General features: G+C 68.7%; 23 protein-coding genes and 1 riboswitch. Of the genes, 16 read left to right on the top strand and 7 right to left on the bottom strand.

What is annotated here, in order from left to right; translation table 11 throughout:
- Positions 1–89 precede the first annotated feature (89 nt).
- Together uxaC and ACYVDN_RS07570 are read right to left on the bottom strand one after the other, a co-directional pair.
- On the bottom strand, positions 90–1,493 hold the full coding sequence (gene uxaC / locus ACYVDN_RS07575; RefSeq protein ID WP_460569999.1) for a glucuronate isomerase: 1,404 nt from the start codon (positions 1,491–1,493) through the stop codon (positions 90–92).
- A gap of 4 nt (positions 1,494–1,497) precedes the next feature.
- A complete protein-coding gene (locus ACYVDN_RS07570) occupies positions 1,498–2,607 on the bottom strand; it encodes a LacI family DNA-binding transcriptional regulator (protein WP_460569997.1) in 1,110 nt (369 codons plus the stop codon).
- An 85-nt stretch (positions 2,608–2,692) separates the two neighbouring features.
- Between ACYVDN_RS07570 and ACYVDN_RS07565 the strand changes: the two genes are divergently transcribed.
- The 7 genes from ACYVDN_RS07565 (at position 2,693) to pth (ending at position 9,706) form a co-directional block, all read left to right on the top strand.
- A complete protein-coding gene (locus ACYVDN_RS07565) occupies positions 2,693–3,550 on the top strand; it encodes a sugar phosphate isomerase/epimerase family protein (RefSeq protein WP_460569995.1) in 858 nt (285 codons plus the stop codon).
- The gene (locus ACYVDN_RS07560) at positions 3,547–4,764 is read left to right on the top strand and encodes a Gfo/Idh/MocA family protein (RefSeq protein ID WP_460569993.1); all 1,218 of its coding nucleotides are present in this window, start codon (positions 3,547–3,549) and stop codon (positions 4,762–4,764) included. Before ACYVDN_RS07565 ends, ACYVDN_RS07560 begins: the two co-directional genes overlap by 4 nt.
- Before the next feature lie 10 nt (positions 4,765–4,774).
- Entirely contained in the window at positions 4,775–5,641 is an 867-nt protein-coding gene (locus tag ACYVDN_RS07555; RefSeq protein WP_460569991.1) for a sugar phosphate isomerase/epimerase family protein, read from the top strand.
- Positions 5,625–6,824 (top strand): mannitol dehydrogenase family protein, encoded by a 1,200-nt coding sequence (locus ACYVDN_RS07550; RefSeq protein WP_460569990.1) that lies wholly within the window; start codon positions 5,625–5,627, stop codon positions 6,822–6,824. The genes ACYVDN_RS07555 and ACYVDN_RS07550 overlap by 17 nt, the downstream gene beginning before the upstream one ends.
- 56 nt (positions 6,825–6,880) lie before the next feature.
- Positions 6,881–8,119, top strand: coding sequence for a D-galactonate dehydratase family protein (manD, locus tag ACYVDN_RS07545; protein ID WP_460569988.1), 1,239 nt, complete (start codon positions 6,881–6,883; stop codon positions 8,117–8,119).
- Positions 8,120–8,468: 349 nt separating this feature from the next.
- A complete protein-coding gene (locus ACYVDN_RS07540) occupies positions 8,469–9,089 on the top strand; it encodes a 50S ribosomal protein L25/general stress protein Ctc (RefSeq protein ID WP_460569986.1) in 621 nt (206 codons plus the stop codon).
- A 32-nt stretch (positions 9,090–9,121) separates the two neighbouring features.
- On the top strand, positions 9,122–9,706 hold the full coding sequence (pth, locus tag ACYVDN_RS07535) for an aminoacyl-tRNA hydrolase (RefSeq protein ID WP_460569984.1): 585 nt from the start codon (positions 9,122–9,124) through the stop codon (positions 9,704–9,706).
- Between the two features lie 36 nt (positions 9,707–9,742).
- Here the strand turns inward: pth and ACYVDN_RS07530 are convergent, their stop codons facing one another.
- Positions 9,743–9,907 carry a hypothetical protein gene (locus ACYVDN_RS07530; RefSeq protein ID WP_460569982.1) on the bottom strand — a complete coding sequence of 55 codons (165 nt, stop codon included), beginning with the start codon at positions 9,905–9,907 and terminating at the stop codon, positions 9,743–9,745.
- A 135-nt stretch (positions 9,908–10,042) separates the two neighbouring features.
- Between ACYVDN_RS07530 and ACYVDN_RS07525 the strand changes: the two genes are divergently transcribed.
- The 7 genes from ACYVDN_RS07525 to ACYVDN_RS07495 all read left to right on the top strand — a co-directional run bounded on the left by ACYVDN_RS07525 (position 10,043) and on the right by ACYVDN_RS07495 (position 16,796).
- Positions 10,043–10,201, top strand: a complete 159-nt coding sequence (locus tag ACYVDN_RS07525; protein WP_460569980.1) for a hypothetical protein — start codon at positions 10,043–10,045, stop codon at positions 10,199–10,201.
- Between the two features lie 41 nt (positions 10,202–10,242).
- The gene (locus tag ACYVDN_RS07520) at positions 10,243–10,833 is read left to right on the top strand and encodes an RNA polymerase sigma factor (protein ID WP_460569978.1); all 591 of its coding nucleotides are present in this window, start codon (positions 10,243–10,245) and stop codon (positions 10,831–10,833) included.
- On the top strand, positions 10,830–11,288 hold the full coding sequence (locus ACYVDN_RS07515; RefSeq protein ID WP_460569976.1) for a hypothetical protein: 459 nt from the start codon (positions 10,830–10,832) through the stop codon (positions 11,286–11,288). Before ACYVDN_RS07520 ends, ACYVDN_RS07515 begins: the two co-directional genes overlap by 4 nt.
- Positions 11,289–11,361: 73 nt before the next feature.
- On the top strand, positions 11,362–13,008 hold the full coding sequence (locus tag ACYVDN_RS07510; RefSeq protein WP_460569974.1) for a S8/S53 family peptidase: 1,647 nt from the start codon (positions 11,362–11,364) through the stop codon (positions 13,006–13,008).
- Positions 13,009–13,064: 56 nt separating this feature from the next.
- Positions 13,065–15,539, top strand: coding sequence for a CHAT domain-containing protein (locus tag ACYVDN_RS07505; protein ID WP_460569972.1), 2,475 nt, complete (start codon positions 13,065–13,067; stop codon positions 15,537–15,539).
- A gap of 132 nt (positions 15,540–15,671) precedes the next feature.
- Positions 15,672–16,382 (top strand): alpha/beta fold hydrolase, encoded by a 711-nt coding sequence (locus tag ACYVDN_RS07500; protein ID WP_460569970.1) that lies wholly within the window; start codon positions 15,672–15,674, stop codon positions 16,380–16,382.
- A gap of 78 nt (positions 16,383–16,460) precedes the next feature.
- Positions 16,461–16,525: riboswitch (guanidine-III (ykkC-III) riboswitch) on the top strand.
- A 13-nt stretch (positions 16,526–16,538) separates the two neighbouring features.
- A complete protein-coding gene (locus ACYVDN_RS07495; protein ID WP_460569968.1) occupies positions 16,539–16,796 on the top strand; it encodes a CBU_0592 family membrane protein in 258 nt (85 codons plus the stop codon).
- A gap of 47 nt (positions 16,797–16,843) precedes the next feature.
- Here the strand turns inward: ACYVDN_RS07495 and ACYVDN_RS07490 are convergent, their stop codons facing one another.
- Both ACYVDN_RS07490 and ACYVDN_RS07485 read right to left on the bottom strand, forming a co-directional pair.
- On the bottom strand, positions 16,844–17,104 hold the full coding sequence (locus ACYVDN_RS07490) for a hypothetical protein (RefSeq protein ID WP_460569966.1): 261 nt from the start codon (positions 17,102–17,104) through the stop codon (positions 16,844–16,846).
- A 70-nt stretch (positions 17,105–17,174) separates the two neighbouring features.
- Positions 17,175–17,738, bottom strand: coding sequence for a YceI family protein (locus ACYVDN_RS07485; protein ID WP_460569964.1), 564 nt, complete (start codon positions 17,736–17,738; stop codon positions 17,175–17,177).
- 124 nt (positions 17,739–17,862) lie between these two features.
- On the opposite strand from ACYVDN_RS07485, the gene mfd reads away from it, so the two are divergent.
- A complete protein-coding gene (gene mfd / locus ACYVDN_RS07480; RefSeq protein WP_460569962.1) occupies positions 17,863–21,513 on the top strand; it encodes a transcription-repair coupling factor in 3,651 nt (1,216 codons plus the stop codon).
- 123 nt (positions 21,514–21,636) lie between these two features.
- Here mfd and ACYVDN_RS07475 read toward each other — a convergent pair whose 3' ends face one another.
- Both ACYVDN_RS07475 and ACYVDN_RS07470 read right to left on the bottom strand, forming a co-directional pair.
- Positions 21,637–23,223: an HNH endonuclease signature motif containing protein gene (locus tag ACYVDN_RS07475; protein ID WP_460569960.1), complete on the bottom strand. Its 1,587-nt coding sequence runs from the start codon at positions 23,221–23,223 to the stop codon at positions 21,637–21,639.
- A 179-nt stretch (positions 23,224–23,402) separates the two neighbouring features.
- Positions 23,403–23,573, bottom strand: coding sequence for a hypothetical protein (locus tag ACYVDN_RS07470; protein WP_460569958.1), 171 nt, complete (start codon positions 23,571–23,573; stop codon positions 23,403–23,405).
- Positions 23,574–23,601: 28 nt separating this feature from the next.
- Here ACYVDN_RS07470 and ACYVDN_RS07465 point away from each other — a divergent pair, with 28 nt between their 5' ends.
- Positions 23,602–24,918: a hypothetical protein gene (locus ACYVDN_RS07465; protein ID WP_460569956.1), complete on the top strand. Its 1,317-nt coding sequence runs from the start codon at positions 23,602–23,604 to the stop codon at positions 24,916–24,918.
- Positions 24,919–24,933: the final 15 nt, after the last annotated feature.

Here is a 24,933-nt window from a genome sequence, read left to right as displayed (position 1 = left end):
GCGTCTCGAAACCCGCCCGCCCCGCTTCGAACGGGGTTTCGAGACGCCCGCTTCACGGGCTCCTCAACCCGCGGTACGGGTGGCCGGGTTCACAGGCGGAAGGTGCCGACCGGGATGTCCTTCACCAGGCGACGCGCGACGGCGAGGGCGTCGTCCTCGCTGAGCTGGTGGGTCACGACGAGGGACGCGAGGCAACCGGCATCCACGCGTCGCGACATGTCGTGCCTCGCCGGAATGGAGCAGTAGGCCCTGGTGTCGTCGATGAACCCGCTCGTCTTCGTGAAGCCGGCGGAGTCCGTGACGGCCGCGCGGTACCTCGCGATGCCCGCGGGGGAGTCGAGGAACCACCACGGGGCTCCCGCGTACACGCTCGGGTAGAACCCGGCGAGCGGTGCGATCTCGCGGGAGAACAGCGTCTCGTCCACCGTGAAGAGCACGAGCCGGAAGGTCGGGTTCACTCCGAAGTCGCGCAGGATCGGCGTGAGCGGCACGGTGTAACCGCCGACGGCGGGCACGTCGTGACCGGTGTCGGGGCCGAACGCGTCGAAGGTCGGGCGGTGGTGATTGCGGATGACTCCGGCGTGCAGCTGCATCACGAGCCCGTCATCCGCGCTCATCTCCGCCAACCGGTAGAGCATGTTGCGCCGGTAGGCGTCGGCCTCGGCCTGCGTGATAGGGCCGAGCTGCGCCTCGCGGTGGATGCGCTCGGCGTCGCGTGACTCCAGCGGTTCGCTTCCCGCATCGAAGACCCCGGTGTCGGTGGCGGTTCCTCCCGCTGCCTTGAAGTACGCCCGGCGGGAGCGGAGGGCGTCGAGGGTTCCCGCGTAGCTGCCGGTGTCGACGTTCGACGCCTCGGCGAGCGCGGCCAGCTTGCCGCGCCAGGTCGCCTCGAGGGGGTGCATGTAGCGGTCGGCTCGGAACGTGGGCACCACTCGTCCGGTGAACGTCGGGTCGTCGCGCAAGGCGAGGTGCGCGGAGAGGTCGTCGGCAGGGTCATCCGTCGTGGCGAGCACCGCGATGCGGAAACGGTCGAAGAGCGCCCTCGGCCGGAACTCCGGCCGGGCGAGCGCGTCGGTCAGCTGGTCGTACAGGGCGTCGGCGGTCTGCGGCGACGGGGCGTCCTCGAGCCCGAACACCTCGGCGAACTCGCTCTCGAACCAGTAGCGAACGGGTGTGCCGAGAAAGTCGTCCCAATGGTCGCACAGGTGTCGCCAGGTCTCACGGCCGGTCGCAGTCGGATGCTCGCCGAGCCCCTGCTCGCCCAGCGGAACGCCGACCGCGTGCAGCATCCGCGTCACGTAGTGGTCGGGCGTGATGAGAAGCTCGGCGGGGTCGCCGAACGGCTCGTCATCCAGCAGCATGCGCGCGTCGACGTGTCCGTGGGGGGAGTAGATCGGGGCGTCCGCCACCTCGGCGTACAGCCGGCGTGCGACGTCACGGGTCGCCGGATCGGCGGGCAGCAGGCGGTCGGGGTGCGGGCTCAGTGCTGTCATGGTCTCAGCTCTCCTTCGGGGCGGCGGTGGTGTCGGCCTGGGCCGCGGTTGTCTGGGTGATGGTGGTACCGGCGGCGGTGTCGGCCGCGACGTTCTCGGCGGCGGGTCCGGTGGACGATCGAACGGTCAGATAGGTCGGCAGCACTGTCGTCTGCCGCATGCCGGGAGCGTCGCCGTTGTCGAGCTGAGTGAGCAGCATCGTGACGGCAAGCCGTCCGGCCTGTTCGACGGGGGCCGTCAGCGTCGTCAGCGGCGGGTTGCAGAAGTCCGCACCGAAGATGTCGTCGCAGCCGACGACGCTCAGCCGCTCTGGCACGCGGATGCCCCTGCTCGCCAGATGCTGCAGCATGCCGATCGCCAGCAGATCGTTGAACGCGATCGCCGCGGTGGCCCCGGTGTTGAGCACGGCGTCCGCGGCGGCCGCGCCCGCGTGCTGCCGCGGCGCGAACGGACCGAGGCGGTGCATCGTCGCACCGCGGGCCGATGCGGCCTTCACGAGCGCCCGCCAGCGGCTCTCGTTCGACCACGAGGTCTCCGGACCCGAGACGTACGCGATGTCGCGATGGCCGAGCGAGACGAGGTGCTCCAGCGCCTGCACCACCCCGCGCGGCGTGTCGATGAACACGCTCGGCACCCCGCGGGTCTGCCGGTTCACGGCCACCAGCGGAAGTTCGTCGGCCAGCCTGGCGAGCGACCTGTCCGAGAGCCGAGACGCCGCGAGGATGACCCCGTCGAACGACGAGCGCAGCCGGTGCAGCAGCTCGTCCTCGTTCTGGTCTGACTCCTCGGTGTCGACGAGCAGTTGCGAGTATCCGGACGCTTTCAGCTGCTGCTGCGTGCCCCTGATGATGCCGAAGTAGAACGGGTTGGTGACGTCGGAGACGAGCACCGCGATGGCACGAGCCCTTCCGGAGGTCAGCGCGCGGGCCTGCTGGTTCGGCGAGTACCCGAGTTCCGACGCCACCCGTTCGATGCGCTGCCTGGTGACGACATTGACACGCCCGGGATTGGAGAGCGCACGCGAGGCCGTCGAGACCGCGACGCCCGCGCCCGCGGCGACGTCGGCGAGCGTCGGAGCTCGCTGCGCCTTCTCGCCGTGCGGGGTCTCGCTCATGCGCACAGCAAACCACAGCAAGGAGCTTTGGCAAACCGATGGCAAGCGTTTGCCGTTCGTCGGCGCCCTGCCTAGGGTCGAAGGCATGAGTTCCGATCCGGCCGTCGACGGCCCCACTTGGCAGCTGTCCGGCTTCGGCGATGAGATCGACCAGGATCCGCGCATCCAACTTGCGGTGCTCGAGGCGCTCGGCGCCAGGCACATCGAGGTGCGCAGCGCGTGGGGCGTGAACATCGTCGACCTGGACTCCGAGCAGCTCGCCACGCTGAAGGCCCTCATCGACGGCGCGGGCTTCGGAGTCTCCGCTATCGCGTCGCCCATCGGCAAGGTCGACGTGACCCTTCCGGTGGAGCACGAGGTGGAGCGGCTGGGCAGGGCGATCGGCGCCGCGCATGCCCTCGACTCGCGCTACGTGCGCATCTTCTCGTTCTATCGCGGCGAGGGCATCGAGGCCGCCGACGTCAGGGATGACGTGCTCGTTCGCATGCGGGCGCTCGCCGATCTGGCAGAGAGCGAAGGCGTCGTGCTGCTGCACGAGAACGAGAAGGAGATCTACGGCGACATCCCGGAGCGGGTGCTCGACATCGTGGAGTCCGTCGGATCCGACGCGCTACGTCTTGCCTGGGACAACGCCAACTTCGTGCAGGTCGGCGTACGCCCCTTCACGGATGCCTGGCCCCTGCTGAACCAGCATGTCGAGTACCTGCAGGTGAAGGACGCGCTCTTCGCCGACGCCTCCGTCGTGCCGGCCGGCGAGGGCGACGGGGAGCTCCTCGAGACCCTCACAGCGCTGCGCGACGCCGGATACAACGGCTTCGCCTCCCTCGAACCGCACCTCGCCACCGGGTTCTCGCTCGGCGGCTTCTCCGGTCCCCGTGCATTCGGCACGGCCGGCCGCGCCCTCGCCCGCCTGCTCGACACGATCGGGGTCACCTCAGCATGAACACCGTCCCAACAGAAGGCACTGCAGGAGCATCCGCCCGCCTCACAGCCGCCATCGTCGGCTGCGGTGTCATCGCCGACAACCACGTGCAGGCGCTCGCCGCACACGGCGAGGTCGACATCGTCGCGCTCGTCGACCCGATCGCGCAGGCGACCGATCGCGTCGCCGCCCTCGTCGAGGGAACGGGCGCCGCGCGCCCTGCGCTGTTCGCCGAGCTGGAAGACGCCCTGGCCGCCCGCGACGTCGACCTCGTCGTGGTCTGCACGCCGAGCGGGCTGCACGTCCGCGTCGCCGAGACGGCGCTGAACGCAGGCTGCCATGTCGTGATCGAGAAGCCGCTCGACGTCTCGATGGGCAGGGCCCGGCGCATCCTCGAGCTTGCGGATGCCGCAGCCGAGCGCGGTCTCGTCACGACGGTGATCAGCCAGCACCGTTTCGACCCGGCGTCGGTCGTCGTCGCCGGCGCCGCCCACTCAGGCGAGTTCGGTGTGCTGACGAGCGCCGTGGCATCCGTGCCGTGGTGGCGCACGCAGGAGTACTACGACTCGGGGCAGTGGCGCGGCACCTGGGAGCTCGACGGCGGCGGAGCGGTGATGAACCAGGGCGTGCACACCGTCGACCTGCTGGTGTGGTTCCTCGGTCGCCCGGTCGCCGTGTTCGCTCACACTGCTCGGATCGCCCACGAGCGCATCGTCGTCGAGGACACGGCCGTCGCAACGGTGCGCTTCGAGGGCGGGGCGCTCGGCGTGCTGCACGCGACGACCGCCGGATACCCGGGGCTCGCTGTCCGTGTGCAGGTGCACGGCTCGCGCGGCTCCGGCGTGATCGAGAACGATCAGCTCGCCTACTTCGCTTCGGGAGGCGAGGTGGCCTCCGGCGCGAACGCCGATCCGACGAAGGCCGCTGTCGAGAACCGTGCCGCCGAGCTGGTGGACTCCTCCGAGCTGCTGGGAAGCGAGCGCATCGGCGGCGCGTTCGTGAACGGGCACAGGCGCCAGTACGACGACATCGTTCGTGCGATCCGCGAGCGTCGGGCCCCGGGAGTCACGGTGGCCGACGCGCTGCTCTCGCTCGCCGTCGTGCGCTCGGTGTATCTGTCTGCAACTCTCGGACAGGAGATCCTGGTCGACGACGTGCTCGCGGGCGTCTACGACGACCAGGATGTGCACACCGAGATCACCGAGCTCACCGAGTTCGCCGACATCACCGAATAGGCGCATCGTCATGAAGTTCTCCGTTTTCACGGCATCGACCCCCGAATGGACTCCCTCCGAGGCCGCGACCACTCTCGCTGCACAGGGCTGGGACGGCATCGAGTGGCGCGTCACCGACCAGCAGGGCGCGGAGACTCCCGGGTTCTGGGCCGGCAACAAGACGACCTGGCCCCTCACCGGCCTCGAGTCGCACCTCGACGAGATTGTGCGGATCACGAGGGATGCCGGCCTCGAGTTCTCCGGCGTCGGAGGCTACGTTCGTGCCTCAGACCACGAGAACACCGAGCGGATGCTCGCCGCGACCGCCGAACTCGGCGCCCCACGCGTGCGCGTGACGATGCCCGCTCCGGGCGTCGGCGACTACCGCGAGCTGTTCGCCGCAACCCGCGCCGATGTCGAGTGGGTCGCCGGTCGGGCGGCGCACCACGGCGTCCAGGCCGTGATCGAGCTGCACCACGGCACCATCACGCCGTCGGCCTCGGCAGCGATGCGGATGATCGACGGTCTCGATCCGGCGCACGTCGGGGTCATCCACGACTCGGGCAACCTCGTGTTCGAGGGATTCGAGGACTATGACGCCGCGTTCGACCTGCTCGGGGAGTATCTTGCCCACGTGCACGTGAAGAACTCGACGAGGCGGGCACTGCCCGAGCGCAGTGCCGATGGTGCCGTCGTCTGGGAACAGGGCTGGGCCACGCTGCGCGACGGTCAGGCCGACCTCGCGAACTACTTCGGGGCGCTCGCCCGTGCCGGGTACGACGGCTGGGTCACGCTCGAGGACTTCTCCACCGAGCTTCCGCTCACCGAGCGCACGAGCGACAACCTGGCATACGTGCGCTCACTGCACGAGAAGGCGCTGCATGCCCTCGATCGCTGACGCTCGCACCTCGCGCGAGCCCGTTCGCATTGCACATCTCGGGCTCGGCAACTTCCACCGGGCCCACCAGGCCTGGTACACGCAGCGGGCGAACGCGGAGGACACCGCCGATGGCTGGGGCATCGCCGCCTTCACCGGACGGTCGCCGCACGCCGCTGAGGTGCTCGCTGCGCAAGACGGCGTCTACAGCCTCATCACACGGTCGGCGGAGGCCGACACCGCCGAGATCGTGCAGTCGATCAGCGAGGCGCACGACGGCGGTGGCGCCGAGTGGGAGCGCGCGCTCGCCGATCCGGCCGTCGCGGTGCTCACCGTCACGATCACGGAGCGCGGATACGAGGCCGAGCCGGCCGAGAGCGACGCAGCAGGCGAGAGCGCGGGGGCGCGGATCGTTCGCGGACTCGCTGCCAGGGCGGGGGCATCCGCCGGGCCGATCGCGCTGGTCAGCTGCGACAATCTGAACGCGAACGGCGACGTGCTGCGGTGCACCGTTCTGCGTGAGGCCCCTGACGACCTGGTGGGCTGGATCGAGGCGAACGCCACGTTCGTCTCGACCATGGTCGACCGCATCACGCCGAAGACGACGGATGCCGACCGGGCGACGGCCCGCGACCTCACCGGATACGACGATGAAACGCCGGTGGTGACCGAGCCGTTCAGCGAATGGGTTGTCAGCGGTGGCTTTCCCGCCGGGCGACCGGCGTGGGACCGCGTCGGCGTGCGGTTCGTCGACGACATCGAGCCCTACGAGCGACGCAAGCTGTGGCTCCTCAACGCGGGGCACACGCTGCTCGCCGCTGTGGGTCTGCCGCGCGGACACGAGACGGTCGACCAGGCATTCGCCGACCCTGACTGCCGCGCTCTCCTCGAAGAGCAATGGCAGGAGGCCAGGCCTCTGCTGCCGTTCGACGACGAGACGACGGATGCCTCGCTTGCAGCGCTCCGTTCCCGCTTCGCCAACCCGCGCATCGCCCACCGCCTCGTGCAGATCGACGACGGCAGCCTTCAGAAGCTTCGCCAGAGGCAGGCCGAGATCATCTCGGCGCGACTCGACGTCGGAGATGAGCCCGGCAGGGCATCCCTCGCGGCAATCGAGGCATGGGGCAAGAGCCGCGGGTTCGACCTGCCAGAGGCGCTGGACGCGCTGAAGCCCGGACTCGCCAGGCGCGCCTACCTCGGCTGACAGCACTGCAGCACCGCCACCCGCCGATCCGGCCACCACACAAGGAGAACGCAACCATGGTCATCGACAGGGCAGAGGTCATCGTCACGAGCCCCGACCGCAATTTCGTGACGCTCAAGCTGACCACCGACGACGGGCTCACCGGCCTGGGCGATGCCACGCTGAACGGTCGTGAGCTCGCCGTCGTCTCCTACCTGAGCGAGCACGTCGTGCCGCTCCTGATCGGCAAGGATGCCTCGAAGATCGAGGACACCTGGCAGTTCCTGTACCGCTCGGCGTACTGGCGACGGGGGCCGGTGACGATGGCCGCGATCGCCGCTGTGGACATGGCCCTCTGGGACATCAAGGCCAAGGCAGCCGGCATGCCGCTCTACCAGCTGCTCGGTGGGGCATCCCGAACGGGTCTGCTCGCCTACGGCCACGCCTCGGGCAAGGAGCTGTCCGAGCTGTTCGACTCGGTGCGCGCCCACCAGCAGGAGGGCTTTCGCGCGATCCGCATCCAGACCGGGGTGCCCGGCCTGAAGGCCATCTACGGCATCGCATCCCAGTCGGCGGACACCTTCGGCGGCGAGGCCAGGTACGACCACGAGCCCGCCCGTCGCGGGGCGAAGCCCATGGAGGAGGACTGGGACACTCGTGCATACCTGCGTCACCTGCCCGGTGTCTTCGAGGCCGTGCGCAACGAGTTCGGCCCGGAGATTCCACTGCTGCACGACGGTCACCACCGCATGACCCCGATCCAGGCTGCGAAGCTCGGCAAGTCGCTCGAGCCGTACGACCTGTTCTGGCTGGAGGACTGCACGCCCGCCGAGAACCAGGAGGCGCTGAAGCTCGTTCGCCAGCACACCACGACGCCGCTGGCGATCGGCGAGATCTTCAACACCATCTGGGATTTCAAGGACATCATCCGCGACCAGCTCATCGACTACGTTCGCGGCGCCGTGACGCACATGGGCGGCATCACGCCGCTGAAGAAGACGATCGACTACGCCGCGATGTACCAGATCAAGTCGGGCTTCCACGGCCCGACCGACATCTCGCCGGTCGGCATGGCCGCGCAGATGCATCTCGGGCTGGCGATCCACAACTTCGGCATCCAGGAGTACATGCGTCACGGAGAGAAGACCGACCAGGTGTTCCAGCAGTCGTTCACCTGGCAAAACGGACTGCTGCACCCCGGCGACAACCCCGGTCTCGGCGTGGAACTCGACGTCGACGAGGCGGGCAAATGCCCCTACGAGCAGGCCTACCTGCCGTACAACCGCCTGGCCGACGGCACCGTCCACGACTGGTAGGCCCCTCACCACTGCCATCCACGCCCCGCCGACCCACGAGCTGCACCGAATACCGGAGAGATCGCGCTCTCGCCGCGAATACCGCAGAAATCCTGCTGTTCTGGAGTCCATCTCCGGTTTTCGGACGGCGGGCGTGCGCCGCAGCGGGAGAGGATGCCCACAGGGGCTGGTAGGCTGATACACCGAACTTCGGCGAGGGATGCCGGCAGCGCGTCAGAGCGCGTGCCAGACATCCGTGATCGACGCGGTGGATCAGGCTCACGTCTGTCCTCACGCTGACATGCAGCACGAGTTGACAACGAATCCCCAATACGACGTGGGCCACGCCCACCGAAAGCGAGACATCACCATGGCTGACGACAGCAACAAGGTGGTCGCGGAGGCCCGCGACCAGTTCGGCAAGGGCGCCGCCCGCAAGATCCGTGCGGCGGGCAAGATCCCTGCCGTGCTCTACGGCCACGGCACCGACCCGCAGCACCTCACGCTGCCGGCGCACCAGCTCGGCCTGATCCTGCGCAAGGCGAACGCCGTGCTCGACCTCGACATCGCGGGCACGTCGCAGCTCGCCCTAGTCAAGGACGTGCAGAAGGACCCGGTGCACCAGATCATCGAGCACATCGACCTCATCATCGTTCGTCGCGGTGAGAAGGTTCAGGTCGAGGTTCCGGTGCACGTCGAGGGCGAGTCGTTCTCCGGCACCATCGTCGTGCAGGACCTCTCCACCATCCACATCGAGACCGAGGCGACCCACATTCCGGAGCGCGTCGTCGTCGATGTCGAAGGTCTCGAGGAGGGCACGCACATCACGGCCGGCCAGATCGAGCTGCCGGGCTCTGCCGCGCTTCTGACCGACGCGGATGCCCTCGTCGTGGCGATCACCGTGCCTGCCGCTCCGGCTGCCGAGGAGACCGAAGAGGCAGAGGCCGCCGCCGAGGCCGAGGTCGCCGCGGACGCCGAGTCCGCCGAGTAGTCGACCACCGGTAGTCGACGGTAGGCGCGCGCATGGCGGAGCAGCCCTGGCTCATCATCGGCCTTGGCAACCCCGGAACGCAGTACGCGCGCACCCGCCACAACATCGGTCAGATGGTGGTGGACGAGCTCGCCGCGCGGGCATCCGCCACCTTCAAGACGCACAAGACCAACGCGAGGGTCGCCGAGGGACGCATCGTCCCCGGCGGCCCTCGCCTTGTTCTCGCCAAGCCGAACACGTACATGAACGTTTCCGGCGGTCCGGCTGCACAGCTCGTGCGGTTCTACTCCGTCGAGCCGTCGCGGCTGATCGTGGTGCACGACGAGCTCGACATCCCGTTCGACACCATCAAGCTCAAGTCCGGCGGCGGCCACGGCGGCCACAACGGTGTGCGCGACATCGCGAGCGCGCTCGGCACACCGGACTTCATCCGCGTGCGGGTCGGCGTCGGCCGTCCCCCCGGCCGAACGGATGCCGCGGACCACGTGCTCAGCCCGTTCAGCTCGGCCGAGCGTGAGCTGCTGCCGAACCTGGTGTCAGACGGCGCCGACGCCGTCGAGCTCGTCACAGAGCAGGGCCTTGTCGCGGCGCAGCAGAGGTACCACTCGCCCGCGTGACATGACGCGGTGCCGGCTGCCGATGCGGTACGACGTTCAGCGTCGTCGGCCGGCGAAGCGACGGCGGCGACGCGGCCGAGCGGCAACGACGACGGTCGTCGTGTTGGCGGTCGCGGGATAGATGTGTCCGTCCGCACCGATGATGAGTTCCGGCAGTCCGCCGGGGATCTCGCTCGGCAGCGGGGGATGTGCAACGGACATGTTCGCTCCTCGTTCCTATGCCTACGTGAGAAGAGGAGCGCTGTCGCCGTCGCCCTGATACATCCGGAAGATTCTCGGGCCGATGTGTATCAAAGGATGACCGGTGGGCTCCTGAACTGTCGGAAGGGGTTCACCATGAAGGACACGCAGGGGCACGACGCCGCGACGAGTCCGATGCCGCCCGCGACTGCATACCCGATCTCTGAGCAGTCGTCGGTGGATTCTCGGACGAGCGTTCTCGCTCGCATCGCGCTCGAGGTCACACAGCCGATCACCATCATTCGGTCGGAATGACTGTCTTGCCGCAACCCGACCTGCAGGCCACAGTGGTGTCCATGGGGGTTGGTGAACCGGCGGAGGCATCCGCTCGCCCCGCTCACGCGGTGGCGGCGGATGCCTTCCGCTCCTGGCTGGATGGCGATCGCGCCGCGATGACCCGGCTCGTGCACGCCATGAACCCGGTGCTGTGGCACGTCGTGCGCGCGTACCGCCTCGATGAGGCGACCGCGAAGGATGTCGTGCAGGAGACCTGGGTGAGGTTCGTGCGGGGTTACTCGTCGATCGACGATCCCTCTGCCGTCGCGGCGTGGCTGATGGTCACGGCGCGAAGGGAAGCGTGGCGAACGGTGAAACGAGAGGCTGACGCCACCCCGGTCGAACCCGTCGCCCTGGAGCCTCACCTCGAGGTGGCGCCGTCCGCCGAGGATGCCGCAGTCGACCGCATCACGGATGCCGACCTGTGGCGCTGCGTGCGCACGCTCTCCGACCGCTGTCAGCGGCTGCTGCGCATCGTGGCGTTCGACGACAAACCCGACTACCGCCGTATCGCGGAGGAGACGGGGATGCGTGTCGGAAGCATCGGACCGACACGATCCCGCTGTCTGGACAGACTCCGTGCCGCACTCGTAGCGGAAGGACAACGATGAGACCCGAAACACTGGACGACAACGAGCTGCTCGACGCCCTCCGCGACATGTGGATGCGCCTCGACCCACCGCCGGAAGACCTCGATGTCCTGGCGATCCAAGCGATCGAGCGGGCTGAGCTCGACGATCCGATCGTGCTCGAGCTGATGTCGGAAGACTTCGCCTTCGAGAACGTGCGAGGCGAGGGCGAGAGAACCCTCCGGTTCGAGGCAGGCCAGTACGAGGTGCTGCTGCGCATTGCGCGCGAACCCGAGGGCTATCGCATCGACGGTTGGAGCACACCGGCGGCGCAGGGCGTCGTACGCATCGAGTGCGACGGCCACGAACGGGTCACCGACTCGGATGCCCTCGGCCGGTTCGCGTTCGTCGGCATCGCCTCGGGGACGGCGACGGTGTCCCTGACGGAGTCGCCAGGCGCCGCGCCCGCATGGACCACGGCGGCCTTCACGCTCTGAGCCGCTTCACCCTCTGATCACCTCACCTGACGACTTCACCCTCTGATTCCTTCATGCTCCGAGAGGAACGACCATGGCCGAGAACGCGAATCCTGTGCGCCACGTCAGGCACTGGAAGCCGCAGTCGCCGCCAGCCGAACTGGGAACGCTGACGACCGAGACGGCCAGGGCCATTCCGGTTCCCGGTGTGGTGGCTCATCCGACGACGTACACCCCCGATCAGTTGCTCGTGTCGACGCTTGTGGACGCCGACGGCACGCTCGAGCTGCTCTCGAGGGCGGCGGAGACGTTCGGGTGGAAGATTCCGCACGAGAACGTCATGCCGATCGCGCACGTGGACGAAGACGACGAGGTGCGGAGCCGTCGGGTGCGCCAGCACTCGTGGGCGACCGGCCCCCTCGGCATCAAACGCGTGCCTATCGTTGCGGGAGAGAGCAGCACGCAGTCGCCGAACGCCTGGCTCGTGCTGCAGCGCGCCAGGATGCTCGCGCCTGACAACCGGCTGCCGGGCGTCGGACTCAACCACGTGCTCACTGTCGGCACCGACATCGTCGCGGAGCCCTATGAGCGCACGAACCCGTATGAGCGCACCAACCCGTATGAGCGTACGAATCCTTACGAACGCACCAACCCGTATGAGCGCACGAACCCGTTCGGTGCCGTCGGCGCGGCCATCGCGGGCTATGGCGTCGCAGGGTCTGGCGGCCTGCAGCCCGTCGCGGTGACGCTCGCCCCGCCCGTGCGAACGCCCAAGACGAACCGAACAGTGGTCGGCGTGCTCGACAGCGGCTGCGGCAGGCATCCGTGGTTCGACGGGCGTCCCGGCGATCAGGTCGTCTACCGAGACGTCGAGGTCCTTGGCCCCGGCGGCAAAGCCCACCCGATCGGGTACCGCGATTCCCAGCACGACAGCGAGGTCCACGCCGATGTCGTCGGCCCGCTCGACGGCGAGCTCGACCCGATAGCCGGCCACGGAACCTTCATCGCCGGACTGATCCATCAGGCCGATCCCGATTCGAACATCGTCGCCTGGCGCGTCGTCGAGCCCGACGGGACCGTCAACGAGGATGAGCTGCTGGATGCCCTCTCCGGAGTCGCCAAACTCGTCACGGACGACGCCAAGGGCGAGGGTGGGCAACGCCTCGACGTTCTCGTGCTGTCGCTCGGCTACTATCACGAGACCCCGCAGGACGGCCTCTACGACATCACCCTGTATCAGCTCCTCGCGGCCATCGGACGCACCGGCACCATCGTGGTCTGCTCTGCAGGCAACGACGCGACGGATCGTCCTCAGTTCCCGGCCGCTCTGTGGGACTGGCCGGGTGCGGATGGCGACTCCATCGTGCATCCATCGGATGACTCGACACCGATCATCTCGGTCGGAGCGCTCAACCCGAACGGCACCGTCGCGCTGTTCAGCAACGACGGCCCGTGGGTGAGGACGTGGGCGCCAGGAGCAGCGGTCGTGAGCACCATGCCTCCCGTGAACGGGGGACTGAACGCGGAGGGCTCGCGGTGGTTCGAGGGCGAGCGGCGGTCATCCATCGATCCCGACGACTTCCGCGGGGGCTTCGCGGTCTGGAGCGGCACCTCCTTCGCGGCGCCGGTCGTTGCCGGGCGTCTTGCAGCGGCGATCGACGGTCTCGGGACTGCGACGACACCGCAGGAGCGCCGGGCGCGTGCCGCCAAGGCGATCGACCTGGTCATCAAGGAGCTTTAGGCGCTTCGCGCAGGCAAGGGCACCCGGATGACGCGGTCTGTGAGCATAATCAAAGGATGCTCACGGCTGCCGTTCTCTTCGATCGGGCGGTGGGGCTCGTCAACGCAGGCAAGCATGCCTCGGCGAGGCGCGCCCTCGATGCCGCATCGCAGCGAGCTACCGATGCGAACCTGCGCGCCCGGATCGCAGGGACGACGTCGTATCTCGTGCTGGAGACCGGCGCAGTCGACGAGGCGGACGCGCTGTGCCGCAGCGCGCTCCGCATCCGCGGCTTGACCACGCACACCCGCTCGGTGCTGCACGGACAGCTCGGCTTGGTCGCACTGCACCGCGGCGACCTCGGTGAAGCGCTCCGGCTCTTCGGCCTCGCGCGCAAGGGGCTCGACGACGATCCGGTCGTCGCAGGAACGATCGCCATGAACCGCGGCAACGCCCTGCTGGAAGCCGGCAGATTCGCCGAGGCGGGGGAGGAGTTCGGCGTCGCCGCGAAGCTGCTGCACTCGGCCGGCTTGCGCGACGATGCGGCCAAGGCCACGCACAACCAGGGATACGCATCGCTGCTCACCGGAGACCTCGTCTCCGCGCTGCGCTACATGAACGCTGCACGCGCCCGCGCGTCGGCCGCATCACCGGTCGACGCGGCCGTCGGAGACGTCGACAGGGCAGAGGCCCTCGTCGCCGCCGGCATGCCGTTCGAGGCCTCAGCCGCGCTCGCCGATGCCGCGGCGGTCTACCGGGCGCGACGGCTGCGGCTCCGCCAGGCGGACGCGGTGTGGCGTCGCGCCCGCACGCTGCTGTACTTCGACCCGGCCGCCGCGGGGCGGCTCGCACGAGAGGCGAGCAGGCTCTACGAGTCGCACGGCAACGTGGCGGGAGCGCTTCGCGCGCGTGCCGTCGCTCTCCGTGCAGAGGTGAGGAACGGCGGTCGCTCTGCGCGACTGGAGACCGAGCTCGAGCGCACGGCCGAGGAGCTCGCGCGCCACGGGCTGCGTGATGAATCGAGGGATCTTCGCCTGGTCACGCAACGAGTGAGGGTGCGGCGCGGAGGACCGACGGCGGCGCGTGAGGCATTGCGGAGCATCCGCGTCGATCGCGATGCGCCGATCACCAGGCGCGTGCTGTCACGCGAGGTGAGGGCCGAGGCGGCGGAGGTGCTCTCCGACGACCGACGCGTCGTGCGCGAGGCGGCTCGCGGCCTCGACGAGCTGGCGGAGTGGCAGGCGGTGTTCCGCTCGGTCGACCTGCAGACCAGCGCCGCGATGCACGGTCAGGCGCTGACCAAGGCGGGTATCGCCGCGGCGCTGCGATCCGGCGACGTGGCTAGCGTCTTCGAGTGGTCGGAGCGGGCACGGAGCATCGCGAGCCACGCCGTGCTGCCCAGACCGCCGGCCGACTCCCGGGTCGCGGCGGACCTCGCCGAGCTGCGCGGGCTCCGGCTCATGCCGAGAGGGCACGCGGAACAACGACGCGAAGCCGAGCTCAGGGAGCGCATCCGGTCCAGGCAGTGGTCGAAGGCCGGCGGGGGCGTCGTGTCGGCTATCGCCTCGCTGGAGGACGTGCAAAGGAACCTCGACGACCGGACGGTGCTCGTCGCCTACCTCTGGTCGGGACAACGGCTCGTCGCCCTCGTCGTGGAGCCGGATGCCGTGCGCGTCGTCGACTCCCGCGCGGATCCCTTCAGCCTGACGGAGAAGGCGGCGCTCTTCGCCGACCTCGACATGCACGCAGCTCGGCTCGGCGGTGCGCTGGGCGACTCGGTGGAGCGGTCGCTCGATCGTCGGCTCGGGGCGCTCGACGACCTGCTGGTCGAGCCCGTGATGTCCGCGTCGGCGCTTGCTGCAGCACCGGGGACGAAGGTCGTCGTCGTGGCCCCCGGAATCCTCGCCGGCGTGCCCTGGGCGATGCTCGGGGCTCTGGCCGGCCATCCTGTGACGGCTCCGCTGTCCGCGACCAGGTGGATCGCCGATTGTGCGGTCGGCCGTCGTCGTGGCGGGGACGATTCCGTGGGATTCGTCGTCGGACCGGGCGTGCCGCGTGCCGCGGAGGAGGCGAAGCGGTCGGCATCCGAATGGCCCGACGCGACGGTCATCGACGGCGCCGATGCGACGACCGATGCGGCGTCAGGTCTGGCCGCGTCGGTCGACGTCTTCCACGTGACGGGGCACGGCAGGCACGCCATCGACAACCCTCACTTCTCCGGCATCGAGCTCGTCGACGGGCCGTGGTTCGGGTACGACATCGAGCGAGTCGAGCGGATGCCCTCCACCGTGGTCATCTCGGCGTGCGAGTTGGGCCGCTCGTCGATCGGCTGGGGTCACGAGGCCCTCGGGATGGCGCGGACCTGGTTGCACGCCGGCTCGCACAGCGTGATCGCGTCGCCCGTCAGTGTGAACGACGGGGACGCGTGCGAGCTGCTCAGCGCCGTGCACGCTCGGTTGGCGACGGGGGAGCCGCCGGCCGTCGCCCTGGCAGCGGCGACCGCCAGCACGGGGATCGCGACTCCGTTCCTCTGCTACGGCGCAGGGTGGTGAACAGGCAGTACGGCGTCCGGCGATGGCGGCTCGCCGATCTCTCAGAATCGCCGGGCATCCTCATGGTCGCCTCCGAGTGAACGCCAGACCGCCGTCGGGCATCCGCACATGACGTGCACGTAGCCTCGGCGCATGCAGTTGTTCACCCGCGAGTGGGGCACCGGAGACCGCGTCGCGGTCCTGGTGCACGGCCTTTTCAGCAGCTCGCGCACCTGGCACAGGCTCGGACCCGATCTGGCGGATCGCGGCTACCGCGTCGTCGCCGTCGACCTCGCCGGTCACGGGCAGAGCCCCCGGTCCAACGCCTACTCGCTCGCGGGTCTCGTGCGCAGCATCGCGGACAGCGTTCCGCTGCGTCCCGAGCTGGCGATCGGTCACTCGCTGGGCGGCCTGACGCTGTCCCGTCTCGTGGGTCGGCTGCAGCCGCGGAGCGCCGTCTACATCGATCCTGCGTTCCTCGGCACCCGTTTGCCGTGGTGGCAGCGAGCCGGTGCTCCCATGCTCTTCCACGGGCTGCTGAACCGTCGCGCCGACACCGTCGCCCGCAGCAATCCGCGCTGGCATCGCGACGACGTGGAGATCGAGGTGTCGGACTACGCCGCCTTCGACCGCAGGTTCTTCAGACGCTTCGGCGACGGACGGGCCATGCCGCTGACCGCGCCGGATCGCATGGCGGTTCCTTCGCTGCTGATGCTCGCCGACCGGTCGAAGCTGGTCAGCACCCCGGTCGCCGAGCGGATGCGCCGTCTCGGTTTCGAGGTGCGCGTGGTCTCCGGGGCCGGCCACACGGTGCACCGGGACGACTTCCCTGGCTTCCTGCGTGCCCTGAGCGGCTGGGTGTAGACGCGGCGTAGAGCCGTGCAGACCCCAGCGCAGCCCACGTGATCAGTCGGTGATCAGGCCGGACCGCTACCGTGGTGAAGGACCGACCATCCGGTCGCTCCCCGGACGAGACGCGCCGTACCCGGATCTGACGACGACGCTCGTGGAGAGCACATCGTGGACATCGTCATCCAGGTCGTCGGATCGCTTCTCGTGCTGGCGGGTTTCGCCCTTGCTCAGTGCGGCGTCCTCGACCCCAAGTCGATCGGGTATCTCGTCTTGAACGTGGTCGGGTCGGGCATCCTCGCCGTCAACGCCGTCTTCGGAGCCCAGTGGGGCTTCCTGCTGCTGGAGGGCGTGTGGGCGATCGTGTCGCTCGTGAGCCTCATCGGCGTGCTGCGGCTCCGCCTGGTCGCGAAGCGCGCGGCCGAGTAGCCGAGTGCGCCTGCCCGTCCTTCGCCGAGACTACGAGCGGGCGGCGCTCAGCGGCCGTGCGCGGCCAGGATCTGGTCGATGTCGATGTGGCCGAGCAGTTGCTGCCAGTCGAGGTCGCGTGCGACATCCTCGACGCGCTTCTCTGCGAAGACCTTGCCATTGCGCTGCACGACGACGCCCTCCGGGACGATGGCGTTGAGTTCTGCGAGCACGGCGTCGTTCACCGCCTCGGTGTCGAAGTCGGCTCCGTAGCGCGCGTAGACGTCGGCGGAGACGGTGTAGTCGATGGTCGTGATCTCTGTCGCCATGTGCCGAGCTTAACGACGCGACCACGGCAGGTGTCGGAGCACCTGGCCGGGGTCGCCTGGCGAGCTGTGACTACGCCTGAAGCGTCGCCTGCAGGTCGATCGTGATGGTAACGGTGTCGCCGAGCAGCATGCCGCCGGTCTCGAGGGCAGCGTTGTAGGTGAGGCCGAAGTCCTCCCGGTTGATGACAGCCTTGGCGCTCGCACCGCCCTTGTGGTTGCCGTAGGGGTCGCCGCCGAAGCCGCCGAACTCGAAGTCGAACGTCACAGGCTTCGTGACGCCCTTGATCGTGAGGTTGCCGTCGACGAGGAACTCGCCGTTCTCGACGCGGGCACCGGTGGAGACGAAGTCGATGGTCGGGTACTTCTCGGCCTCGAAGAAGTCACCGGTGCGCAGGTGCGCGTCGCGGTTCGGCTCGTTCGTGTTCACAGATGCCACCTCGACGTGCGCCTGCACGGTCGCCTCGAGCGGGTTGGCGGGCGTGACGAAGGTCGCGTGGAACTTCTCGAACTTGCCCTTGACCTTGCTGATCATCAGGTGGCGGATCGTGAAGCTCACCTCGCTGTGGGCGGGGTCGATGATCCAGGTGCCCTCCTTGTAACCGGGGATGTCGAGGGTTGCGGCGGTGTCGGTCATGGTTCTCCTTGATGGTGACGAGCTGAAGGGAGCGGATGTCCCGAGTACGCGTATGCAAACGCATGCGATTGGGGAGTATTCCCGACGCGGATGAACTCTTTGCCACGCCCGTACACTTGGTCCAGTGATCCTCGAGGGCTTGACCGGGGCGCTTTCGCGCGCCCAGACATTCGCCGACGCCCTCGCCTACGCGAATCGCGACGCTGACTTCTCGGTGACCACCGGCCTGCGCGTCCCCCTCGCTACGGCGCTGCTCGGCAGACGACCCGGCGACAAGCAGGTGCTGCTCGTCGTCACCGCGACAGGACGCGAGTCCGAGTCGCTTCGCGCAGCCCTCGCATCGGCGGCACCCCACGCGGAGATCGTGGAGTTCCCCGCGTGGGAGACGCTGCCGCACGAACGGCTGAGCCCGAGCGCAGAGATCGTGGGCAAGCGCCTCGCCGCGCTACGTCGGCTCGGAGCGTGGACGGCGGATGACGGGCATCCGCTCATCGTCGTCGCCTCGGTTCGCGCCGCCCTGCAGCCCATCGCAGCCGACCTCGATCAATTGCAGCCGATCGTCCTCGAACAGGGCAGCCGAGGGAACGACCTCACCTCGATCGCCTCGGGGCTGGTCGCCCTCGCGTACTCCCGTGTCGACATGGTGACGAGACGAGGCGAGTTCGCGGTGCGCGGCGGCATTCTCGATGTGTTCCCGCCGACCGCGGACCATCCGGTGCGTGTCGACTTCTTCGGCGACGAGGTGGAGCAGATCCGCGCGTTCTCGGTCGCCGATCAGCGCTCGTTGCCGCACGAGGCACCGAAGATCGAGCTCGCTCCTGCGCGTGAGCTGCTGCTCACCGATGCGGTCAGGCAGCGTGCGGCGGAGATGGCGCACGAGTTCCCGGGGCTGGAGCAGCTGCTCACCAAGGTGGCAGAGGGCATCCCCGTCGAGGGCATGGAGTCGCTCGCTCCGGCATTGGTCGACAGGCTCGTGCCGCTCACCGACTACCTGCCGGAGGGGGCGGCCGTCGCTGTGATGTCGCCCGAACGCGTCGCGGCTCGTGCCGTGAGCCTCGCCGAGACCAACCGCGAGTTCCTCGAGGCGGCGTGGAGCGCCGCAACGGTGGGCGCCGCCGCTCCGATCGACCTGGCCTCCGGTGACTTCATCTCGCTGCGGCAGCTTCGCGACGCCGCGCAGCTCAGCAGGCCGGGGGAGAGCGCTCCGGATCATCCGTGGTGGACGTTCTCCAGCTTCGACACCGGAGGCGCCGAGCCACTGGCGCCCATCTCGGAGCAGTCGGTCGAGGATCTCGTGGAGGCCGCGGGCGACTACGTGCGAGTTGCGGCGGAAGCCGTGCCGAGCTTCGCGGGCAATGTCGACGGTGCCATCGGCCACGTCGCTGCGCGGCTGTCGGATGGCTGGCGAGTCGCGATCGTCGCGGCCGGGCACGGTCTCGTCGAGCGCGCTGTGGACGTGCTCGGTGAGCGCGGAGTCGCAGCCCGGCAGGTTGAGGAGTACCCCGCGGAGGCCGAGGCGGGCGTCGCGTACGTGCTGCCGGCGTCCGTCGAGCAGGGCTTCGAGCTGCCGGAGGCGAAGCTCGCCGTGATCGGCGAGACGGAGTTCTACGGCCGCACGATCGGCTACGACTCTCGTCAGGTCAAGAAGCTCGGCGTGCGGCGCAAGAACGTCGTCGACCCGCTGCAGCTGCGGCCCGGCGACTTCGTGGTGCACGAGACGCACGGCATCGGCAAGTTCGTCGAGCTGGTGCAGCGCGAGGTGTCGAGCGGTGGACGCAACGCCGTGAAGTCCAAGCGCGAATACCTCGTGCTGGAGTACGCCCCGTCGAAGCGCGGATACCCGGGCGACAAGCTCTACGTGCCTACTGATCAGCTCGACCTGCTGAGCCGGTACGTCGGCGGCGAGGCGCCGCAGCTCTCGAAGATGGGCGGCAGCGACTGGGCGCAGGCGAAGGGTCGCGCCCGCAAGGCGGTTCGCGACATCGCCGTCGAGCTCGTCAAGCTGTACTCGGCGCGTATGGCGTCGAAGGGACACGCCTTCGGGCCGGATACGCCATGGCAGCACGAGCTGGAGGAGGCGTTCCCGTTCGTCGAGACGCCCGACCAGCTGCAGACCATCGACGAGGTGAAGGCCGACATGGAGCGGCCGATCCCGATGGACCGGCTGATCTCGGGCGACGTGGGCTTCGGCAAGACGGAGATCGCCGTTCGAGCCGCGTTCAAGGCCGTGCAGGATGGCAAGCAGGTGCTCCTGCTCGTGCCGACGACCCTGCTCGTTCGGCAGCACTTCGAGACCTTCCAGGAGCGGTTCGCAGGCTTCCCGGTGCACCTGCGTCAGCTCAGCCGGTTCCAGACCGACCGTGAGGCGAAGGAGGTCATCGAGGGCCTCGCCGACGGCACCGTGGATGTCGTGATCGGCACGCACCGCCTGCTGGCCAAGGGCCTCACGGTGAAGAACCTCGGCCTCGTCATCATCGATGAGGAGCAGCGCTTCGGCGTCGAGCACAAGGATGCCCTCAAGAAGCTGAAGACGAACGTCGACGTGCTCGCGATGAGCGCGACGCCGATCCCGCGCACGCTGGAGATGGCGGTGACGGGCATCCGTGAGATGTCGACGCTCGCGACTCCGCCAGAGGACAGGCATCCGATCCTCACGTTCGTCGGACCCTACTCCGAGAAGCAGGTCGCGGCAGCCATCCGTCGTGAGCTTCTTCGCGAGGGCCAGGTGTTCTTCGTGCACAACCGGGTGTCGAGCATCCAGCGCGTCGCCTCGCAACTCGCCGAGCTCGTCCCTGAAGCGCGGGTCGCCGTGGCGCACGGGCAGATGAACGAGCACGTGCTGGAGCAGATGGTCGTCGACTTCTGGGAGCGCAAGTTCGACGTGCTGGTGTGCACGACGATCATCGAGACCGGCCTCGACATCGCGAACGCGAACACGATCATCATCGATCGTGCCGACAAGTACGGGCTGTCGCAGCTGCACCAGCTGCGTGGCCGAGTCGGCCGTGGCCGTGAGCGTGCCTACGCGTACTTCCTCTGGGATGCCGACAAGCCGCTCTCCGAGACCGCACACGACCGACTGTCGACCATCGCGGCCAACAACGAGCTCGGAAGCGGTATGCAGGTGGCGCTGAAGGACCTCGAGATCCGTGGAGCTGGAAACCTGCTCGGCGGCGAGCAGTCCGGGCACATCGCGGGGGTCGGCTTCGACCTCTACCTCAGGATGATCGGCGAGGCCGTCAACACCTTCCGAGGCGAGGTGGCTGAGGGTCAGACCGAGCTGCGGCTGGAGTTGCCGGTGGATGCGCACATCCCCGAGGAGTACGTCGACTCGGAGCGGCTGAGGCTGGAGGCGTACCAGAAGCTGTCTGCGGCGTCGGCGCCGAACGCCAAGCCGGAGACCATCGACCTCGTACTCGAGGAGCTCGCGGACCGCTACGGGGAGCCGCCGGAGGCGGTGACGAACCTCATCGCGGTGTCGCGTCTGCGTCGCCGCGCGCAGCAGGCCGGCCTGTCGGATGTCGTTGCCATGGGTTCGAACCTGCGCGTCGCCCCCGTCGAGCTGCCGGATTCCCTCCAGGTGCGGCTGCAGCGCATGTACCCGAAGTCGCGGCTCATCACCGCGCAGAAGGTCGCGTTGGTGCCGTTGCCGGTCGTCGACGGCGAGCCGCTTTCCGACGCCGACCTGATCGGCTGGGTGCGCACACTGCTCGATGCGATCTTCCCCCTCCCCGAGCCGGAGGTGGAGGCCGCCTCGGCCGCCGAGACGGCGTAGTGGGGTCGGGTTTCACGTTGCGTCTGAGGTGGAGCCCGGCTCAGCCACTGAGACGGCGTAGGCAGGCTGGGTTTCATGCTGCGCCGTGGCCCTGCCAGTGCTGTGCTGACCGATGCCTCGCCATCACGCGGCGGTGCGGAACTGGAAGCGTCGCGGCGGTGGATCGAACTGCCGCCACGCGTAGTGCAACGTGAGACGCGGTGGCAGCGCAACAGGCTCGGTTGCGCCGGGCGGGTGCAGCAGGAAGTCGTCTTTGCCGTTCCGCGTGATGCGCCATCCGCCGTGGTGCAACTGCATGTGATGGAAGCGGCAAAGGAGGATTCCTCGGTCCACGTCCGTTCGCCCGTTGTCGGCGGCCCATTCGTCGATGTGGTGGGCTTCGCAGTACGACGCGGGTCGATCGCATCCGCTCCAGCGACATCCGCCGTCGCGGATGGACATGGCCACCTTCTGTTTGGAGGAGAAGCACCTCTGCTCCCTACCGAGGTCGAGGGGGTTGCCGCCCGAATCGAGAGTGCAGCTGCGGGTCCCCGTGTCGCACGCGTGCTGGCCCGCGAGCCATGCCGGCACCGCGCCCCCGTCTTCTTCCCAGTGGGCTGGGTGCGCCACAGAGAGCTTCCCGTCGGAGTCAGCGATCGCCACCAGACGAACACCGGCCTGACGCGTGCCGTAGACGGTCTCGGCTTCCGTGAGCGCTCCGGCCCGCAACAGATCGAGCACGAGGTCGTAGGCGAGCTGATCGTTGGTACGGGGATCGACCTTCATCAGCTCGGCCTGTTCGCTCTCCGACGGGTCTACGAATCTCGGCCCGCCTCGCCGTGGTCGCAGCGCCGAGTCGATGATCGATCGAATCCACGCTGCGCCCTCGTCGTCGAAGGCGAACCAGCCGCGGGTCGTTCCGTCGTCAGCGGTGCGAATGCGGAATGACCTGGCGTCGTATCGCGCCTGGAACCGGGCATCGGCCCCGGCAGGATCGAGCCGGTCGCGGATGCTGCGGGCAGCCCGCCCCAGCTCCTCGACAGTGCGACACGCGGCTTCACCGATCAACTGTTCCGCCGCCACCGACCAGGCCTCGATCGCTGCCGCTGCTTCCGGTTGCGAAGCGGCTCCGGCATGCGATTGGTCGGCCGTTTCGTCGTTCGGTGCGGCCACGACAACCGGGTGTGGCACCGGAGGAGTGCCGAGTCCTCTGAGGATCGCATCGTGCTGATCGGTACTGAGCGCGCCGGCAAGCAGTGCTCTGCCCAGTGGAGCGTGCCACGGCTCCGGTGCCGTCGCGACGCCCTCATTCATGGATCCGGGCCCGACCTCGCGAGCCAGCGTCCCATCGCCGTCTGCCTGATCGGGCAGCTCGCCCGCTGGAAACTCGGCGGCAAGCAGCGACTGTCCGAGACGTACCTGCTTCGCTGCACCCGAGCGTGACATCCCGGTCAGCTCCTGCAACAGCTCAACGGATGATCGGTGGCCGCCCGATTGCGCAAGACCCGCCTGCCCGAGGTCACGGGACGAGCGTGCGGCGGCGACGCCGGATGCGACGACACGCACCCGTTCGAGAAGGGAGATCACGGCGGTCGATCCGGCGATGACCGCGAGCACGTCGGCGTCAGAGAGCGATGCGGTTGTTGCGGCGAGTCGATCCGCGTCGCATCCGTCACCGAGCACGCATCGCAGCCCTTCCAGATGCTGCGTGGTCTCGGTGAGGATGTCCATGACTCATGGTCTCAGCAGCCACCGACATTCCAGAGGGTTGAGAGCGCGCACGGGTCGGCCACCAGAACCTGTCCCCGAGGTCTTCGGCATCGCCGTCTGAGGAGCTGAACACCCCCGCTCTGCGGAAACCGCAGGGAAATTCCTGAACGATCGTAGAGCCTCGACGATTCAGGCACCGTTCAGGGTCGTTTCTGGGAACCGGACGCCTTCGCTTGCAGTGTGACCGTCACGATTCCGACCGCGCCCGTCCCCGCCGCGCCTGCCCCGGCCGGGCCGAAGGGCCGTGCGGTCACGAGCAACAGCACGGCGGTTGCAAGCAGCACGAATGCGCCGGGTCGGTCATCCGACACCCGAATCACTTCGCGGTGGGTCGTATGGATGCTCGCTGCAGCCGGAACCGTGGCGTCCGCTGCTCTCGCTTTCGGACGCCTCACGCCCACCGCGCGCGACACGCTCTGGGCCGAGGACGGCAAGCTGTTCCTCGCCGGCGCCGAGCAGCACGGCCTGCTGCTGACCTTCGTGCCCTACAGCGGATACCTTCAGACGATCCCGCGCATCATCGCGGCCGGGGTCGTCGGCCTCCTGCCCGTGTCCGCGTGGGCGCTCGCCATGACGGTCGGCTCGTGCCTGGTCGCCGGTGTCATCGCGGTGACGGTGTTCTTCGCGTCGCGAGCGGTGGTGCCGCCCGTTCTGCTGCGGGTGGTGCTCGCGGCTGTCACCGTGCTGCTTCCACTCGCCTCGCGGGAGGTGCTCGGCAACACCGCCAATCTGCACTCCGTGCTGATGTGGGGATTGTTCTGGCTGGTGCTGGCGCGGCCGGCCAGCAGAGCGAGCGCCATCGCATTCAGCGTCTTCGGGCTGTTCGCAGCGCTGAGCGAGATTCAGGCGGTGTTCGTGGTTCCCCTCTTGATCATCGCCTGGAGACGCCCGTTCGGCAGGTGGCTCGTGGTTGGACCGGCTGTCGGTGTCGCAGCGCAAGTTATCGCGACACTGCTCGCGCCGCGGGGATCCGGCCAGCACGTGAGCGTGTCGCCGCTGTCGCTCGCCGAGGGGTGGATCGTCAACGGTGTCATGCCCGACCTCGCCCCGCTCAACGGAGTCGGCGGGCTCCTTGCCGTCGGCGGCATCCTGCTCGGGCTCTTAGTGCTGGTGGGTGTCGCTGCGCTCGCTGTGGTGGCCTGGCAGCATGCCACGCGCGACCAGCGCATCGCGATCGCGGCGGCGGCCGTGCTGTCCCCGGTCATCTACGCACTTTCGGTGATCATCGACCCCGGCACGTACTACGACTACGCGTCGATGAGCTCGGCGCAACTGGCGCACGTGTGGCTCGCGCGTTATGGGGTCGTTCCAGGCATGCTGCTGATGGGAATCGTGATCGTCTCGGCTGCAGCGCTCGGTGTGGAGCGGCGGCGCTCGGCGGATGACCGGGCATCGGTGGTCGCCACGGCACGGGCATCCGCGTCCCTGCCGGCCCGTGCCGTCGCCGCCCTCGCAGTCCTCGGCGTCGTCGCCAGCCTCGTGGCCTTCTACGTTCCGTCGTCGACGCGCAGGTCCGACGGGCCGGCCTGGTCGCCCCAGGTCGCCGCCGGGACCCAGACGTGCGAGCTGAATCCCCAGTTGCCGGCTGTCGACCTGCACGAAACCCTCGGCTGGTTGGTGCCCGTGCAGTGCGACCGGCTCGCCGCGGACGACTGAGTTGCTGCCGCGGGA

It is taken from the genome of Humibacter soli, assembly GCF_054779035.1.
Note: the sequence above shows the minus strand (reverse complement) of the source record. Positions and strands in the feature narration are given on the sequence as shown.

Coding starts and splice junctions, on each gene's coding strand:
- uxaC (WP_460569999.1), bottom strand. CDS start 1,493: ATGACAGCACTGAGCCCGCACCCCGACCGCCTGCTGCCCGCCGATCCG.
- ACYVDN_RS07570 (WP_460569997.1), bottom strand. CDS start 2,607: ATGAGCGAGACCCCGCACGGCGAGAAGGCGCAGCGAGCTCCGACGCTC.
- ACYVDN_RS07565 (WP_460569995.1), top strand. CDS start 2,693: ATGAGTTCCGATCCGGCCGTCGACGGCCCCACTTGGCAGCTGTCCGGC.
- ACYVDN_RS07560 (WP_460569993.1), top strand. CDS start 3,547: ATGAACACCGTCCCAACAGAAGGCACTGCAGGAGCATCCGCCCGCCTC.
- ACYVDN_RS07555 (WP_460569991.1), top strand. CDS start 4,775: ATGAAGTTCTCCGTTTTCACGGCATCGACCCCCGAATGGACTCCCTCC.
- ACYVDN_RS07550 (WP_460569990.1), top strand. CDS start 5,625: ATGCCCTCGATCGCTGACGCTCGCACCTCGCGCGAGCCCGTTCGCATT.
- manD (WP_460569988.1), top strand. CDS start 6,881: ATGGTCATCGACAGGGCAGAGGTCATCGTCACGAGCCCCGACCGCAAT.
- ACYVDN_RS07540 (WP_460569986.1), top strand. CDS start 8,469: ATGGCTGACGACAGCAACAAGGTGGTCGCGGAGGCCCGCGACCAGTTC.
- pth (WP_460569984.1), top strand. CDS start 9,122: ATGGCGGAGCAGCCCTGGCTCATCATCGGCCTTGGCAACCCCGGAACG.
- ACYVDN_RS07530 (WP_460569982.1), bottom strand. CDS start 9,907: ATGTCCGTTGCACATCCCCCGCTGCCGAGCGAGATCCCCGGCGGACTG.
- ACYVDN_RS07525 (WP_460569980.1), top strand. CDS start 10,043: ATGAAGGACACGCAGGGGCACGACGCCGCGACGAGTCCGATGCCGCCC.
- ACYVDN_RS07520 (WP_460569978.1), top strand. CDS start 10,243: ATGGGGGTTGGTGAACCGGCGGAGGCATCCGCTCGCCCCGCTCACGCG.
- ACYVDN_RS07515 (WP_460569976.1), top strand. CDS start 10,830: ATGAGACCCGAAACACTGGACGACAACGAGCTGCTCGACGCCCTCCGC.
- ACYVDN_RS07510 (WP_460569974.1), top strand. CDS start 11,362: ATGGCCGAGAACGCGAATCCTGTGCGCCACGTCAGGCACTGGAAGCCG.
- ACYVDN_RS07505 (WP_460569972.1), top strand. CDS start 13,065: ATGCTCACGGCTGCCGTTCTCTTCGATCGGGCGGTGGGGCTCGTCAAC.
- ACYVDN_RS07500 (WP_460569970.1), top strand. CDS start 15,672: ATGCAGTTGTTCACCCGCGAGTGGGGCACCGGAGACCGCGTCGCGGTC.
- ACYVDN_RS07490 (WP_460569966.1), bottom strand. CDS start 17,104: ATGGCGACAGAGATCACGACCATCGACTACACCGTCTCCGCCGACGTC.
- ACYVDN_RS07485 (WP_460569964.1), bottom strand. CDS start 17,738: ATGACCGACACCGCCGCAACCCTCGACATCCCCGGTTACAAGGAGGGC.
- ACYVDN_RS07475 (WP_460569960.1), bottom strand. CDS start 23,223: ATGGACATCCTCACCGAGACCACGCAGCATCTGGAAGGGCTGCGATGC.
- ACYVDN_RS07465 (WP_460569956.1), top strand. CDS start 23,602: ATGCTCGCTGCAGCCGGAACCGTGGCGTCCGCTGCTCTCGCTTTCGGA.